This window comes from Proteus sp. STS61-E (assembly GCF_040932335.1).
Classification (GTDB): Bacteria; Pseudomonadota; Gammaproteobacteria; order Enterobacterales; family Enterobacteriaceae; genus Proteus; species Proteus mirabilis_B.
In genome coordinates this window covers 320,535-335,641 of record NZ_JBFQGE010000001.1, presented here as the reverse complement: position 1 = coordinate 335,641, position 15,107 = coordinate 320,535, and the positions used below count along the sequence as shown (strand labels likewise).

Below are 15,107 nucleotides of genomic sequence, written 5' to 3'. Positions count from 1 at the left end.
AATAATGAGACACCTGAGAGTAGGTTTATTTATTTGCGTAAGGGGAGTCTGTTTTGTTACGCCACGCTTTTAGTATTCATCCCGAACTACAAGGCAAGGATTGTCTATGAATGCCGAAAAAACCGACGTTGTGAACCAGAATAAGGGTTTTAACGCCATTATTAACCGGATAAAAGCCGATCCGAAAATTCCGCTCATTATTGCGGGTTCGGCGGCTATTGCCATTTTTGTTGCTGCATTTTTATGGTTACAAAGCCCTGATTATAAAGTGCTTTATAGTAATCTTAGCGATAAAGACGGTGGCGAAATTGTCACACAGTTAACACAGATGAATGTACCTTATCGCTTGTCACAAAATGGCGCGGCGATTATGGTGCCTGACAATCAGGTTCATGAATTACGCCTGAAACTCGCGCAAGCGGGACTTCCAAAAGGCGGTGCTGCCGGTTTTGAACTGTTAGATAAAGAAAAGTTCGGGATCAGCCAATTTAGTGAACAGATTAACTATCAACGTGCACTTGAAGGTGAGCTTGCTCGCACTATCGAGACATTAGGTCCTGTACAAAATGCTCGTGTTCATTTAGCACTACCAAAGCCATCTCTTTTTGTTCGTGAACAGAAATCCCCTTCTGCATCCGTTACGGTGGGTCTTTTACAGGGTAGAGCACTGGATGAAGGTCAAATTAATGCCATCGTGCATATCGTTGCGAGCAGTGTTGCAGGTATGCCTGACAGCAGTGTGACCATCGTTGATCAAAGCGGTAAATTATTGACACAACCTGATGCAATGGGTCGTGACCTTAACTCTACCCAACTGAAATATGTTCAAGAGCTAGAAAATCGTTACCAGCAACGCATTGAAACGTTATTAGGCCCAATTGTAGGTCGTGGAAATGTTCATGCACAGGTGACGGCTCAAGTTGATTTCTCTCATACCGAAGAAACAGCGGAAGAGTACAAACCAAACCAACCACCAAACCAAGCCGCGGTACGTTCAAAACAGTTGAGCCAAAGTGAGCAAAATGGTGGCATGTTAGCTGGCGGTGTTCCTGGTGCATTATCCAATCAGCCTGTTGCTCCACCTCAAGCGCCTATTGAAGCACCAAAAGCGCAAGAAGGTGAGAAAGCAGATGATGCCAATGCAACAGGTACAGGTACGAATCGCACATTAACGCGTAATCCAAACAGCAATAGCCGTTTAGATGAAACAACCAACTATGAAGTTGATCGCCGAATTCGCCATATCAAACGTCCAGTAGGCAATGTTGAGCGTCTTTCTGTCGCTGTTATTGTGAACTACAAAACAGTTGAAGATAAGAAAGAAGCGGCTGAAGGCGAAGAGCCTATTGTTGAAACTAAACTTGTTCCGCTAACTGATGAACAAATTCAGCAAATTGAAGGGCTTGTTCGTGAAGCGATGGGCTATTCCCAAGAACGTGGTGACTCTTTAAGTGTCGTAAACTCGCAGTTCAACGATGTTGAAGAGAAAGTGATCACCGTTCCGGTATGGGAAAATCCAGAAATTCTGGCGAAAGCATTAGATTTAGGTCGCTGGTTATTACTTGTCATCATCGCATGGATCTTATGGCGCAAACTGGTGAAACCACAGCTTGAAAAACGCCGTGAAGCTGAAGTTGCGGCACAGAAAGCTGTACTGAAAACCAAGCTACAAGTTAAAGATGATGTTGATGAAGCAGAATTAGATGACGAAGCAAGACGTAAACAAGCACGTAAACGTGTGAGTGCCGAATTGCAGAGCCAACGTATCCGTGAAATGGCAGAGAAAGATCCTCGTGTCGTCGCAATGGTAATTCGTCAATGGATGAGTAAAGAGCAATGAGTAATAACTTAACTGGAACCGAAAAAAGCGCCGTTATGTTACTAACACTCGGTGAAGACCGAGCGGCGGAAGTATTTAAACATCTAAGTACACGCGAAGTTCAACAGCTGAGTATTGCAATGTCATCAATGCGTCATATCTCAAATCAGCAATTGATTGATGTTATGGCTAGCTTTGAAGAAGACGCAGTTCAATACGCAGCATTGAACGTCAATGCGAACGATTATTTACGCTCTGTTCTGGTTAAAGCCTTGGGTGAAGAACGTGCGAATAATCTATTAGATGAGATCTCTGAAACTCGTGAAACAACAACGGGTATCGAGACACTTAACTTTATGGAACCACAAATGGCTGCCGATATTATCCGCGACGAACATCCGCAGATTATCGCAACTATCTTGGTTCACCTCAAACGGGGTCAAGCGGCAGATATTCTTGCCCTGTTTGATGAGAAATTACGTAATGACGTGATGTTACGTATCGCAACATTTGGTGGTGTTCAACCGTCCGCATTAGCAGAGTTAACTGAAGTACTGAATAACCTGCTTGATGGTCAAAACCTCAAACGCAGTAAAATGGGTGGTGTTCGTACTGCTGCTGAAATCATCAACTTGATGAAGAGCCAGCAAGAAGAGAATGTCATCACTGCGGTTCGCGATTACGACGGCGAATTGGCACAAAAAATTATCGACGAAATGTTCCTGTTCGAAAACCTTATCGATATCGACAACCGTTCTATCCAGCGCATTCTACAGGAAGTGGAATCCGACTCCTTGGTTGTGGCATTGAAAGGATGCGATCAAGAGCTGCGCGATCACTTCCTCAACAATATGTCGCAACGTGCTGCTGAGATCATGCGTGATGACTTGAGTTCTCGCGGCCCTGTTCGCATGTCTCAAGTGGAAGCAGAGCAGAAAGCAATTCTGCTTGTGGTACGCAAATTAGCAGAGACTGGAGAGGTTGTTCTTCATGGAGGAGACGATACCTATGTCTGATAAACATACTGATACTAACTGGAAGCCTTGGGTTCCAAAAGAACTCACTGATTGGGCATTAACTGTCGAGGAAACGACAGAAGACGAAAAGGAAGTCGAAAAACAGGAAAAAGAAGTCGTTCAGCAACAGAAAGTTCTTGAGCAAATTAATATGCTTGATGACATGAAAGACAAGGCCCAGAAATTGGGCCACGCTGAGGGCTTTGAGGCAGGGAAAAACCAGGGTTATCAGGAAGGCTATCAGGCTGGATTACAATCAGGTATTGAAGAAGGTATTCGCCAAGGCATTGCTCAACAATCACCATTAATTAATGAATGGCAAGGATTGTTGTCTGAGTTTAGGCACTCTTTAAATGGGTTAGACAGTGTTATTGCTTCACGTTTAATGCAAATCGCCCTCACAGCAGCAAAAGAAGTTTTAGGTCAGCCTGCTGTTTGTGATGGTTCTGCATTACTGGCGCAAATAACCTTAATGTTGCAACAAGAACAGATGTTCTCAAACAACCCACAGTTAAGAGTTAACCCAAAACATATTCCACAGATTGAAAAAGAGCTGGGTGATTCACTTTCTGCTCATGGTTGGAAAGTGGTTGCCGATAACAGTATTCATGTTGGTGGATGCCGTGTTGTGACAAATGATGGTGATCTCGATGCCACGATTGCAACTCGTTGGCATGAGCTTTGTCGTCTTGCTGCTCCGGAGGCGTTGTAATGACAGCAAGATTGGGGCGTTGGTTAGAAAAACTCAGTGATGCAGAAGCGCGTTTAAATAAAATTCCGCGTGTACGTCAATATGGTCGTTTAACCAGAGCAACAGGTTTAGTCATGGAAGCTAAGGGGCTTGTTATGCCCCTTGGCTCTACGTGTTTAATAGAACGTACCATTGGTAAAACTGTTGAAGAAGTTGAAAGTGAAGTCGTTGGGTTCAACGGTAGCCAAATGTTGTTAATGCCTTTACAGGAAGTCGAGGGATTAACTCCGGGTGCCCGTGTTTATGCACAGGCAACTCCGGGTGGTGAAAATGAAGGTCGCCAATTGCCTCTTGGGGATGCGCTGTTAGGGCGTGTTTTAGATGGCTCTGGTTATCCTTTAGATGGTTTACCACCACCAGATACAGGCTATCGTGCGCCACTGATCACTCCGCCTATCAACCCATTACAACGTACTCCTATTACCGATGTACTGGATGTGGGCGTGCGTGCAATCAACTCACTGCTAACGGTGGGTCGAGGTCAACGTATGGGACTTTTTGCAGGCTCTGGTGTGGGTAAGAGTGTGCTATTAGGCATGATGGCGCGTTTTACTCAAGCTGATGTGATTGTTGTTGGATTAATTGGTGAACGTGGACGTGAAGTTAAAGACTTTATCGAAAATATTCTCGGTACTGAAGGCTTAGCGCGCTCTGTGGTTGTAGCAGCACCTGCTGACGTATCACCACTTCTTCGTATGCAAGGTGCTTCTTATGCAACACGTATTGCCGAAGATTTTCGTGATCGCGGAAAACACGTCTTACTGATTATGGATTCACTTACACGTTACAGTATGGCACAACGTGAAATTGCCCTTGCCGTAGGCGAACCGCCTGCAACCAAAGGCTATCCGCCTTCTGTCTTCGCTAAATTGCCAGCGCTGGTCGAACGTGCGGGAAATGGTGTTGATGGTGGTGGCTCTATCACGGCTTTCTATACTGTTTTAACGGAAGGTGATGATCAGCAAGATCCAATTGCAGACTCCGCACGTGCGATTTTAGATGGCCATATTGTGCTTTCGCGTTCTCTTGCAGAATCTGGGCACTACCCTGCTATCGATATCGAAGCATCTATTAGCCGTGCAATGACGTCTCTGATTGATAAAACACATTATCGTCGTGTGCAAGTGTTTAAACAGCTTTTATCGAGTTATCAACGTAACCGCGATTTAATTAACGTAGGTGCTTATGCTGCGGGCAGTGATCCTATGCTTGATAAAGCGATTGCTCTTTATCCGTCCCTCGCGAAGTTCTTACAACAAGATATCCAAGAGCAATGCAGTTATCAAAGTGCATGTGAGCAACTTAATCAACTGATCACAGTAAACTAATTCTGAACATAATCAGAGAAAGTAAAGAGGGTTCCAATGCGGGAGCAGTCACCTTTAGTGACACTGAGAGAACTGGCACAGACAGCGGCTGAACAAGCCGCTATTCAACTGGCTCAGGTCCGGCAGAGTCATCAACAAATGGAACAGCAACTCAATATGTTGATTGGGTATCAGGATGAATACCGTGTACGTCTAAATGAAACGTTGAATTTAGGGGGGATGTCGTCAGCATCGTGGCAAAACTACCAACAATTTCTCAAAACGCTCGAATTGACTATCGAACAACATAAACAACAACTTCAACATTGGCAGGCGCAGCTTGATCTTGCAACTGAACAATGGAGAGAAAAACAGCAACGACTCAATGCATTTGAGACTTTGGAGCAACGCGCTGAAGATAGCCGTAAGCGACATCTTGATCGTATTGAACAGAAACAAATGGACGAGTACGCACAGCGTAGTACTTTACGGAGAACAACTTGATGGAGATAACGCTTCTGACCATGGATGTCGCTGCAGCCTCTCCGGGAACGACATCCGCTTCAAATAGTCAGCCCGGTGATAATGCCCCGACATTTGCTCAGCTTTTGGGCTCTCAACCTCAAAATGCACAGAGTGATAAAAAGACAGCTAATATCACAAACCCTTCAACGAAAGAAAACAAAGCACATTCACACTCTGATGAAGACAAAACAAAAGAAGACGGTAGTCATCTTGCGTCTGTCACCACAGAACCCAATGTGATAGAAGAGTCATCTCTTGAGAAACCTCAATTGACTCTTACTTTGCCGGATAATGAACAATTTGCGGCTATTGTTGAAAATAAAACCCCTTCTTTATTAATGTCAGCAGAAGAGCTTGCCGCTGAACTTCCCGTTCAGTTAGCAGGACTACCTGGATTAAAACGTCTTACCCTTCCCTCAGAACAACTGGCTCAAGCATTACAACAGCCTCAATCAGTTAAACGTGATGAAGGTTTAGCCTCGTTAGCACGTACTATTTCAAAAGATAATGATATGTCGGACTTCAACCTTACCGACAAGCTTAATCTATCAAAATCAGATGAAAAGTCCTTGTTAACCCAGCTACGTCCAGAGACAGCGACATTAGCAACAGAAAGTACACTTGTTGGTGCTAATCAAACAGAAAAGCCTTCTGCCAAAAAAGTCGATAGCATCGCAACACTTTTAACGCCAACAGCAGAAAAAGTGAATGCATTGCTAAACGGCGATAAGCAAGTTGCAAATGCAAAATTAGCAGACAATGTTGCTCAGCAAATGGTGACCGGTAATCGTGTTGTAGAAACCGATCTTCACAACACCCTTTCTACCTCTTCTTTGGCTTCACAAAGTATTACAGGTCATGCTCACTCTTCAGCACAACCACAAATGCAATTTTCACCAATGGCAACACAGGTATTAAATGCACAAGTGGGAACACAAGAGTGGCAACAACAACTTAATCAACAAATTGTGATGTTTAGCCGTAATGGCTTACAAAAGGCAGAGCTACGTTTACACCCTGAAGAGCTAGGTTCATTGCATATCCGCATGAAAATAGAAGATGGGCAAGCGCAGTTACACCTTGCGTCACAAAACGGACAAGTTCGTTCTGTATTAGAAAATGCCATGCATCAATTGCGTCAAGCTCTCTCTGAAAATGGGATCCAGCTCACGCAGAGTCAAGTGTCTAGCGACACTAATGACAGTTGGCAACAACAAAATATGTCAGATTCCTCTCAATTTAGTGGAGATGGTGCCGATAATCATCAAGGAAGCGAGGGTAATTCTCTGCAATTAGCCTCTGAAACGGCACTACAAAAGATAACCCTTACGCCTCAAGAATTAGCATCTGCTCGTGGTGGTGTTGATATTTTCGCCTAATACAAATGTATTGGGAGGACACACTATGTCAATAAACGTAAGAGTTAATGGTTTTTTCCCTATCTGTTTCTGCAATTAAAAAACAGAAATAGCGGGATAATTAAGGTTGATTTAGATGGATATGGAAGTCCACAACAGTGAACACGTATCCACTACAAAACAGGAATTTAACTGTCCATGTCTAATTACAGCAATGAACGTAAAAGCTATAGCTTAATTCTGATCATCGTATTATTGGTGATCGCCATTATTGCAGCGGCATTCGGTGGATATAGTTGGTGGGCATTGAAGCATGCTAAATCAGGTTCAGCGGGCACTAGTCAGCAAAAAGTTATACCAGCACCCGTTTTTATGTCATTAGAACCCTTTACGGTAAATCTAATTGATGACGAAGAACACTTAGACAGAGTGCTCTACATAGGGATCACATTAAGATTGCATAATGAAGACACTCGTAAGCGTCTACATGATTATTTACCTGAGGTTCGTAGCCGCTTGTTATTACTGCTTTCTCGTCAACAGGCTAATAAGCTCGCGACAGACAATGGAAAACTCCAGCTAATGACGGATGTAAAAGAAACGCTGAGACCGACTCTCGTACCGGGAGAATCTGAACAGATCCTCTCCGATGTACTGTTTACCACGTTTATTCTGCGATAATCATTATGAGCGATAATATCCTTTCACAGGCAGAGATTGATGCTCTGCTGAATGATGATACATCAGGTGACGACGCCAAAAGCGCGAACAGGGAACCTGCGATAGCGAAGGATCCGAATGAACCGGATATTCAGCCTTATGACCCCAACACGCAACGTCGTGTGGTTCGAGAACGTTTACAGTCGTTAGAAATTATTAACGAACGCTTTGCACGTCAATTCCGTATGGGGCTGTTTAACATGCTCCGTCGGAGTCCTGATATTACTGTTGGTGGCGTTAAAATTCACCCTTATCACGACTTTGCTCGTAACTTACCTGTGCCAACGAATCTTAACTTGGTGCATTTAAAACCGTTACGAGGGACAGCATTATTTACCTTTGAACCAAATCTGGTTTATATCGCGGTAGATAACCTGTTTGGTGGTGATGGCCGTTTTCCAATCCCTGTGGAAGGACGTGAATTTACCAACACAGAGCAGCGGATCATCAACAAAATGTTGAAACTGGCACTTGATGCCTACCGTGATGCTTGGGATTCCATATTCAAAATTCAGGTGGAATATGTTCGTTCTGAAATGCAGGTGAAATTTACCAATATCACCTCATCACCGAATGACATTGTTGTTACGACACCTTTTCAAGTAGAAATTGGCTCAATGGTTGGGGAATTTAGTATTTGTATCCCATTTGCCATGATTGAACCATTACGTGAACGACTGATCAATCCACCAATTGAAAATGTTCGTCAAGAAGATGGGGTTTGGTTAGATAGTTTAGTCAACCAAGTTCAGCATTCAGAGCTTGAACTGGTCGCAAACTTTACTGACATCCCACTGCGTTTATCAAAAGTGTTAACACTTAAAGAAGGGGATGTTATCCCGATTGATAAACCAGAAAGATTGATTGCACATGTTGATGGTGTGCCCGTATTAACAAGCCAATACGGTACAGTAAATGGGCAATATGCCCTTCGTGTTGAACACCTAATTAACCCTGTTTTAAACGCTCTGGATGAGGAACAAACCAATGAGTGATGCAAATCGCCCAACTGATAATTCACAATCGGCTGAGGATATGTGGGCTGATGCAATGGAACAGCAAACTGGGAAAAGCCAGGATAATAGTTCCGATCTATTTGAACATCTTTTACCTGAAGACGATGCGCTGAATCATCTCTCTGACATCAATTTGATTATGGATATTCCAGTCAAATTAACAGTAGAGTTAGGTCGCACCAAAATGACCATTAAAAAATTACTTAGCCTGTCACAAGGTTCTGTCGTTTCACTGGATGGTTTAGCTGGTGAGCCTCTTGATATTCTTATCAATGGCTATTTAATCGCTCAAGGTGAAGTTGTGGTTGTTTCTGATAAATACGGTATTCGCATTACCGATATCATTACACCATCAGAACGTATGCGCCGTCTGAGCCGTTAATCTATGGAACAGCTTCCTTCCTTTTCCAGCCAAGGTGCGGTAAATACTACCGCACCCGCTACAACACAAACTGTTCAAACACCTACACAACCGTTGCCTGTGGGTCAAAGCCTTGCTCAAGTTAGCACGGCACTTGCAGGCATCATCGTTCTTATTATTGTTGCTATGTGGTTATTTCGCCGTTTTGGCTTTACCCGTGGTTCATTTAAAGGAACAACAGCACAACTTAGCGTCAAAGCAAGTTGTTCATTAGGTGCGAAAGAACGTGTGGTGGTTGTTGAAATTGAACAGGAATGGCTCGTATTAGGGGTAACTGCATCACAGGTAAATCTGTTGCATAAATTACCCGTCCCTGATAAAGCCTCGCAGGAAGCGACCTCATCACCAACATCGCCATTGTTTACTCAAATATTACAAAAAACGCTAAAGCGAGATAAAGGCAACTCATAATGCATCAGTGTGTCACTTTTTTTAACGCATTAAAGCGTTGGCGTCTCTTCGCTAGTGTGCTGGTTTTAATCTTGTTACCTAGCAGTGCGTTTGCCCAATTTCCGGGCGTTATTACACAGCCTTTACCGGGTGGTGGCCAAAGTTGGTCATTGCCAGTTCAAACATTAATCTTCATTACAGCTTTAGGGTTTATTCCTGCTGTTTTGCTGATGATGACGAGTTTTACCCGCATTATTATTGTCCTTGGATTATTACGTAATGCTTTAGGTACACCTTCTGCACCACCAAACCAAGTCGTTCTTGGTTTGGCGTTATTTATGACCTTTTTCATTATGGCACCGGTTTTTGATAAAATTTATCAAGATGCCTATATGCCATTTACTGAAGATCAAATTACCTTTGAGCAAGCCTTAGAAAATGGCTCTAAACCTTTACGCCAGTTTATGATGCAACAAACTCGTGAAACTGACTTAGCTCTATTTGCTCGCCTTGCCGATGCACCTGCGTTTGAAACTCGCGAAAGTGTACCAATGCGTATTTTGGTGCCCGCTTATATTACGAGTGAGCTAAAAACCGCCTTCCAGATCGGTTTTATGATTTTTATTCCTTTTCTTATTATCGACTTAGTTGTTGCCAGTGTGTTGATGGCGCTAGGTATGATGATGGTGCCACCTGCCACAGTTTCGTTGCCATTTAAACTTATGCTGTTTGTTTTAGTCGATGGTTGGCAATTAATATTAGGCTCGCTTGCACAAAGCTTTTTCAATTAGCGCAGAGGTAACCCCATGACACCAGAATCCGTCTTAGCACTAGGTACTGAAGCGATGAAAATCGCTTTATCACTAGCAGGCCCTCTTTTATTGTCCGCTCTGGTGACGGGTCTTGTGATCAGTATGCTCCAAGCCGCAACACAGATAAACGAAATGACATTATCGTTTATCCCGAAAATTCTTGCTGTATTAGCGGCGATTTTAGTTGCTGGCCCTTGGATGTTAAGTTTACTGGTCGATTATATGCATAACTTATTTACTGGCATTCCTGGGATGATTGGTTAATAGCAATGATAACCCTGACCAGTGAAATGCTTAACGGCTACATTAGTGATTTTTTCTGGCCATTTGTGCGTATACTCGCCCTTTTTAGCACTGCACCGCTATTTAGTGAAAGACAAACACCTAAAAAATTTCGCATTGCACTCGCCTTTTTGATTACCGCATTAGTTGCACCGGGCTTACCCCAAAGTAATGTGCCTTTATTCTCGCTTATTGCCTTTTGGGTGCTATTGCAACAAATTTTGATTGGCACAATTCTAGGGTTATCGATGCAGTTGGCGTTCGCTTCTGTTCGCCATGCCGGTGAAGTGATTGGTTTACAGATGGGGCTTTCATTCGCCACCTTCGTCGATCCATCAGGTGGCCCTAACATGCCTATTTTGGCACGTATCTTTAACATGCTAACAATGCTGTTGTTTATGGTCTTTGATGGTCATTTATGGCTATTGTCTATATTAGTTGATACATTCTATGTTGTTCCTATTGGAAATCAGACCTTTAACTCTTTAGGTATTCTTACTTTAGTTCAAAGTGGCGGCACAATCTTTATTAACGGTATGATGCTAGCCATGCCATTAATCACCCTACTTTTGGTACTTAACCTTTCATTAGGTATTCTAAACCGTATGACACCACAGCTTTCTGTCTTTGTGGTTGGTTTCCCTCTTACGCTGACTATCGGTATGTTAGCATTATCTATGATTATGCCTGCATTACCTGTATTTACAGAGCGCGTCTTTAGCGATACGTTTAATCGCATCACTTTAATATTACAACAGTTGGTTTCTTGAGATTTAAATCGACTTACCTATTCTCGTATAATGCATAAATAAAACTAATGCATTGAAAGGCATTTTTCTTTAAGATTAGTCTAGTTGAGTTTTCTTAATAGGGAAATATAGCTTTGAATAATACATACCATAACGATATAGACCTAGATAATAAGAAATTAGAACATGAATTAATACGAGCTTTAGCTATTAATAATGCAATAATTACCATTACAACTAATTTTGGTCATATTCTTCCTGTAAGTGAAATAAAATTAGATCGCATTTATTATGAAGATTCACAGGAAGTTATTAATAATTGGCGAAAATCTAATAAACGTGATTGGATAGAGTTTGATTGGTCTCATACTCGTTCTCGTCAAACTAAAAGAATTGATATTACCATTCGATGTTGTGATATTTTATGTGGATTGATGCTAGCAAAGCGTTCTAAAAAACGATTAAATGTAACATTACGTTATTTGGAAGGTAATCCTAATGAACACCCTCTCTCAGGCTATATATTGCCTATTGCATTAATTATTGCTGAAAGTTTTGCTTCCGAATACAACATTCAACAAGTCTGTATCAGCCGCCCAGCCAAAGGGCTTATAGCTCAATATATGGCTCAAGGATATGAACTAACTTCAACGGATAAAGCACGACAAAAAAGAAACAATAAACCACGAGCAAAACTTATGAGCAAAATATTAAACACTCGGGCTGGCTGAACGATTATTAATCAATTAAGATATACAGGAATAGTAAGAATGTAAGTTAGGAGGCGATATGAATATAAATAAATCATCCAAAACTAAGCACTATAAAAATAAAAGCTCAGACACATCTCCACACGAACAACTATTAACCGTTATGCATCAAGCATCAATCCAAAGCGAATATGAAGAAATACTTGATTTCATGATCAAAGCTAACTTACAAAAGAGTGAAGATAATGGTATTGCCTTAACAGAGTCGGCAAAAAAAACGATTGAAAGTGCGGCAAGAAAATATATTTTAGTGGCTCAATTACGCAATATTACACCTAGTAAAATTAAGCAAAAAATAACTGAATCAGTTAAACAAAATTCTAATCGCCCTAACTGGAATGCAGATACTCAGCTAGAAAAAAAACATAATGTTATGGCTGGTGCTTACATTAAATAAAAAAATCCCCTGATAAATAAATATCAGGGGTGATATCAAAATATCTTAAGACGATACTAAATAATTAGCGATACATTTTGAACATCGACATATCTTTCATGTCGTTAAAGACCTTATAAGAAGCCTGTAATACAGACTCTTCTTGGTAATAATCTGAAATCGCTTGTGTCCAATCTAAGTCACGCAGTTCACTTAAACGTTTTGCATTTCTTAAAGAAGTATCCGCACCTAAATCATCTAAGTTATCAAGCTCTTGAAGTTGTAAACCTAATTTAGCTTCTACACTTGAAATGTTATTTAACGTTGCACGGTTAACACGGTTTGCTTCATCAATTTTTTCTAATGCTGCATCACGATCTGCTTGTGGTTTACCTGTTAAAGGTTCACGTAACGCAGTGATAGCACCATCTAATGCTTCAAAAATATCTGGAGCAGTCCCTTTACTACCTGAAGATTGTAATGTTTCGATCCCTGTAAAGTTAGTGACCATTTCAATATTACTATCTACTTTTTGGGTAATTTGCTTATCACCACCTTGATAGGTAATTTTGCCTGTTGCATCAGCCACAAAAGGTGGTTTATCTGATTGGAAGCCAGCAAAAATATAACGACCAACACCATCTTTTGTGTTACCAATACCCACTAACTGATCTTTTAAACCTTCTAATTGATCAGCAAGAGAAGAACGGTCTTCATCACTTAATGTCGCATCATTACCCGCTGCAACCAGTGTTTCTTGGATTTTAGTCGTAATATTAACCATTTGGCTTGCTAAGCTCATTTGCAAAGACATACTGTTTTTTGCAAATCCACGCGCTGTCGCATACTGCTGGTTACGAGATTCAGATTGTTTAACCATTACCGCTTGAGAAGCCGCCATTGGATCATCTGATGGTTTTTCAACACGACGACCACTGGAGATTTTATTTCCTTCAGTCATCCATTTGCTTTGTGAACTGGTGATATTGTCCACACGCTGGCTAAAAATTTGATTTGAACTTAAACGCACAGTGATATTCCTTATTCTGATGAAGGGTTACTTAGAAAACTTGCATAATCGCATCAAACATACTGTTTGCTGTTTGAATCACTTTTGCATTTGCCATGTAGTATTCTTGAATGCGATACATCTCACCGTATTCTTCATCCAAGTTCACACCAGAAACAGACTGTTGTTGTTCTATAATACTTTTAGTGATAGAAACCTGAGCATCGAAGTCAACTTGTGCGGTATTCACTTTATTACCAACCATACTGATCAGTGAACCATAACCACCTGCAATTGTTGTTTTACCATCAATAATTTTTTCATCAGGTAACTCAAACAATTTTTTCATGTTTTCGTTGTCACTTGGACCCGTATCTTTCGAGCCAGCAGCCGCAATTTTACTAGGATCAGTTACCGCAACTTTCATATCTGCAATCACATTACCTACAGATTGAACAACAATAGAATCACCTTCTTGTGCTGTACCATTGACCTTAATATTCATGCCTTCGAATTTCAATTCACCTGTTGTAGCATCAGGAATCGCTTCAAATTTACGATTACCTGGTTCTACAGTGACGTTCCATTTGCCACTTTCATACCTAACTGTATATTCGGCTGCTTTAACTTGTTTCGTATCTGCATATTCAACAGCAAAATTAGCATCGCCTTTATTTTTACCGTTAGGCATAACATGAGCGCCACCAAGGTCGAAGAATTTTTCACCTTTATCGCCATTTAAATCAAAACCTTGCTCGTGTTGTTTATTAAATTGATCACCCAACACTAACGCTAATTGATTTAATTGGTTACGACTTGGATCTAACACTTCTTCACGGCTACGATATGCACCGCCAAGTTCGCCACCTTTAATACGTTTTGCATCCACTTCACGAACTTCATCAATACCGTTGCTATAACCAATAACAAGGCGTTCGCTATTTTTGCTTGATGGGATAGCCGAAACTTCATAAGAACGAGTACCAGATACTAATGGCAAACCATTAGCAAATGTGACGTTAACAAAACCGCCGTCTTGTTGAGTTACTTGAACATCAACCAGTGTGTTTAGTTCTTGAATTAAACGATCACGTTGGTCTAATAAGTCGTTAGGATCAGCACCGTTAAAGCCTTTAGAACGACTAATTTCGTTATTTAGTTTTGCGATCTGTTTTGTATATTCATTGATATTTTTAGAGGTGTTAGTCACCTGACTATTAATATCTTTTTCTAGATCACGCAATGATTGGTCTGCTTTAGCAAACATATTAACCATTGCTTCCGCTTTACCAATAACCGTTGTACGTGCAGGATTATCTTCTGCATTATTGGTCACGTTGGGTAAGCTGGTAAAAAATTCGTCAATAGCACTTGAAACGTCATTCCCTTTATCTGCTAACAAATCATTAATTTGTGAGATATTTTGGGTATAGCTATTAAGTGCGCTTTGTTTTGACATTGCACGGTTCATTTGACCTGCAAGGAATTCGTTATACTCACGATGAATACGACTAACATTAACACCATTACCGATATAACCATTACTGGTCATTGTGCCGCTGTTTTCATTAAAAACAGTCATTTGGCGGTTGTACCATTTTACATTTTGGTTAGCGATATTATTACTCACAGTGCTCATCGCAGCTTGTGCCGCATTAAGTCCGCTCATCGCTGTATTAATTAAACTGTTGGACATTTGTCTATCCTTTTACGTTTAGTCATCACCCGTATGCACGGAGCATAGCTGGCAAGTTGAATGGATGCTCTGGTCTTTATTATCGGTACT

Annotated in this window: 17 protein-coding genes; 15 read left to right on the top strand and 2 right to left on the bottom strand. The window is 41.3% G+C overall.

Annotated elements, in window-relative coordinates:
* Nucleotides 1-106: 106 nt before the first annotated feature.
* The 15 genes from fliF to AB4J89_RS01560 all read left to right on the top strand — a co-directional run bounded on the left by fliF (nt 107) and on the right by AB4J89_RS01560 (nt 12,333).
* The gene (gene fliF, locus AB4J89_RS01630) at nt 107-1,840 is read left to right on the top strand and encodes a flagellar basal-body MS-ring/collar protein FliF (protein ID WP_088495231.1); all 1,734 of its coding nucleotides are present in this window, start codon (nt 107-109) and stop codon (nt 1,838-1,840) included.
* The gene (fliG, locus tag AB4J89_RS01625) at nt 1,837-2,835 is read left to right on the top strand and encodes a flagellar motor switch protein FliG (protein ID WP_023581835.1); all 999 of its coding nucleotides are present in this window, start codon (nt 1,837-1,839) and stop codon (nt 2,833-2,835) included. Before fliF ends, fliG begins: the two co-directional genes overlap by 4 nt.
* Nucleotides 2,828-3,547 carry a flagellar assembly protein FliH gene (gene fliH, locus AB4J89_RS01620; protein WP_368467860.1) on the top strand — a complete coding sequence of 240 codons (720 nt, stop codon included), beginning with the start codon at nt 2,828-2,830 and terminating at the stop codon, nt 3,545-3,547. The genes fliG and fliH overlap by 8 nt, the downstream gene beginning before the upstream one ends.
* Nucleotides 3,547-4,914, top strand: coding sequence for a flagellar protein export ATPase FliI (fliI, locus tag AB4J89_RS01615; protein WP_088495230.1), 1,368 nt, complete (start codon nt 3,547-3,549; stop codon nt 4,912-4,914). The genes fliH and fliI overlap by 1 nt, the downstream gene beginning before the upstream one ends.
* Nucleotides 4,915-4,950: 36 nt before the next feature.
* Nucleotides 4,951-5,397 (top strand): flagellar export protein FliJ, encoded by a 447-nt coding sequence (fliJ, locus tag AB4J89_RS01610; RefSeq protein WP_006533149.1) that lies wholly within the window; start codon nt 4,951-4,953, stop codon nt 5,395-5,397.
* Nucleotides 5,397-6,797: a flagellar hook-length control protein FliK gene (locus AB4J89_RS01605; protein WP_156733627.1), complete on the top strand. Its 1,401-nt coding sequence runs from the start codon at nt 5,397-5,399 to the stop codon at nt 6,795-6,797. Before fliJ ends, AB4J89_RS01605 begins: the two co-directional genes overlap by 1 nt.
* A gap of 177 nt (nt 6,798-6,974) precedes the next feature.
* Nucleotides 6,975-7,457: a flagellar basal body-associated protein FliL gene (gene fliL, locus AB4J89_RS01600; RefSeq protein ID WP_006533151.1), complete on the top strand. Its 483-nt coding sequence runs from the start codon at nt 6,975-6,977 to the stop codon at nt 7,455-7,457.
* 5 nt (nt 7,458-7,462) lie between these two features.
* On the top strand, nt 7,463-8,491 hold the full coding sequence (gene fliM, locus AB4J89_RS01595) for a flagellar motor switch protein FliM (protein WP_088495228.1): 1,029 nt from the start codon (nt 7,463-7,465) through the stop codon (nt 8,489-8,491).
* Nucleotides 8,484-8,894, top strand: a complete 411-nt coding sequence (fliN, locus tag AB4J89_RS01590; RefSeq protein ID WP_023581830.1) for a flagellar motor switch protein FliN — start codon at nt 8,484-8,486, stop codon at nt 8,892-8,894. The genes fliM and fliN overlap by 8 nt, the downstream gene beginning before the upstream one ends.
* Nucleotides 8,895-8,897: 3 nt before the next feature.
* Nucleotides 8,898-9,344, top strand: coding sequence for a flagellar biosynthetic protein FliO (gene fliO / locus AB4J89_RS01585; protein WP_023581829.1), 447 nt, complete (start codon nt 8,898-8,900; stop codon nt 9,342-9,344).
* Nucleotides 9,344-10,114, top strand: a complete 771-nt coding sequence (gene fliP, locus AB4J89_RS01580; RefSeq protein WP_023581828.1) for a flagellar type III secretion system pore protein FliP — start codon at nt 9,344-9,346, stop codon at nt 10,112-10,114. The genes fliO and fliP overlap by 1 nt, the downstream gene beginning before the upstream one ends.
* A gap of 15 nt (nt 10,115-10,129) precedes the next feature.
* The gene (gene fliQ / locus AB4J89_RS01575; protein ID WP_069367481.1) at nt 10,130-10,399 is read left to right on the top strand and encodes a flagellar biosynthesis protein FliQ; all 270 of its coding nucleotides are present in this window, start codon (nt 10,130-10,132) and stop codon (nt 10,397-10,399) included.
* Between the two features lie 5 nt (nt 10,400-10,404).
* A complete protein-coding gene (gene fliR / locus AB4J89_RS01570; RefSeq protein WP_088495227.1) occupies nt 10,405-11,187 on the top strand; it encodes a flagellar biosynthetic protein FliR in 783 nt (260 codons plus the stop codon).
* Between the two features lie 113 nt (nt 11,188-11,300).
* On the top strand, nt 11,301-11,897 hold the full coding sequence (locus AB4J89_RS01565; protein ID WP_368467854.1) for a hypothetical protein: 597 nt from the start codon (nt 11,301-11,303) through the stop codon (nt 11,895-11,897).
* 58 nt (nt 11,898-11,955) lie between these two features.
* Entirely contained in the window at nt 11,956-12,333 is a 378-nt protein-coding gene (locus tag AB4J89_RS01560; RefSeq protein WP_088495225.1) for a hypothetical protein, read from the top strand.
* 64 nt (nt 12,334-12,397) lie between these two features.
* Here the strand turns inward: AB4J89_RS01560 and flgL are convergent, their stop codons facing one another.
* Nucleotides 12,398-13,342, bottom strand: a complete 945-nt coding sequence (flgL, locus tag AB4J89_RS01555; RefSeq protein ID WP_156733628.1) for a flagellar hook-associated protein FlgL — start codon at nt 13,340-13,342, stop codon at nt 12,398-12,400.
* Between the two features lie 31 nt (nt 13,343-13,373).
* Nucleotides 13,374-15,017, bottom strand: coding sequence for a flagellar hook-associated protein FlgK (gene flgK, locus AB4J89_RS01550; protein WP_368467851.1), 1,644 nt, complete (start codon nt 15,015-15,017; stop codon nt 13,374-13,376).
* Nucleotides 15,018-15,107: the final 90 nt, after the last annotated feature.

Bases quoted from the DNA above. Each gene is read 5' to 3' on its own strand.
- fliF (WP_088495231.1), top strand. From the start codon at position 107: ATGAATGCCGAAAAAACCGACGTTGTGAACCAGAATAAGGGTTTTAAC.
- fliG (WP_023581835.1), top strand. From the start codon at position 1,837: ATGAGTAATAACTTAACTGGAACCGAAAAAAGCGCCGTTATGTTACTA.
- fliH (WP_368467860.1), top strand. From the start codon at position 2,828: ATGTCTGATAAACATACTGATACTAACTGGAAGCCTTGGGTTCCAAAA.
- fliI (WP_088495230.1), top strand. From the start codon at position 3,547: ATGACAGCAAGATTGGGGCGTTGGTTAGAAAAACTCAGTGATGCAGAA.
- fliJ (WP_006533149.1), top strand. From the start codon at position 4,951: ATGCGGGAGCAGTCACCTTTAGTGACACTGAGAGAACTGGCACAGACA.
- AB4J89_RS01605 (WP_156733627.1), top strand. From the start codon at position 5,397: ATGGAGATAACGCTTCTGACCATGGATGTCGCTGCAGCCTCTCCGGGA.
- fliL (WP_006533151.1), top strand. From the start codon at position 6,975: ATGTCTAATTACAGCAATGAACGTAAAAGCTATAGCTTAATTCTGATC.
- fliM (WP_088495228.1), top strand. From the start codon at position 7,463: ATGAGCGATAATATCCTTTCACAGGCAGAGATTGATGCTCTGCTGAAT.
- fliN (WP_023581830.1), top strand. From the start codon at position 8,484: ATGAGTGATGCAAATCGCCCAACTGATAATTCACAATCGGCTGAGGAT.
- fliO (WP_023581829.1), top strand. From the start codon at position 8,898: ATGGAACAGCTTCCTTCCTTTTCCAGCCAAGGTGCGGTAAATACTACC.
- fliP (WP_023581828.1), top strand. From the start codon at position 9,344: ATGCATCAGTGTGTCACTTTTTTTAACGCATTAAAGCGTTGGCGTCTC.
- fliQ (WP_069367481.1), top strand. From the start codon at position 10,130: ATGACACCAGAATCCGTCTTAGCACTAGGTACTGAAGCGATGAAAATC.
- fliR (WP_088495227.1), top strand. From the start codon at position 10,405: ATGATAACCCTGACCAGTGAAATGCTTAACGGCTACATTAGTGATTTT.
- AB4J89_RS01560 (WP_088495225.1), top strand. From the start codon at position 11,956: ATGAATATAAATAAATCATCCAAAACTAAGCACTATAAAAATAAAAGC.
- flgK (WP_368467851.1), bottom strand. From the start codon at position 15,017: ATGTCCAACAGTTTAATTAATACAGCGATGAGCGGACTTAATGCGGCA.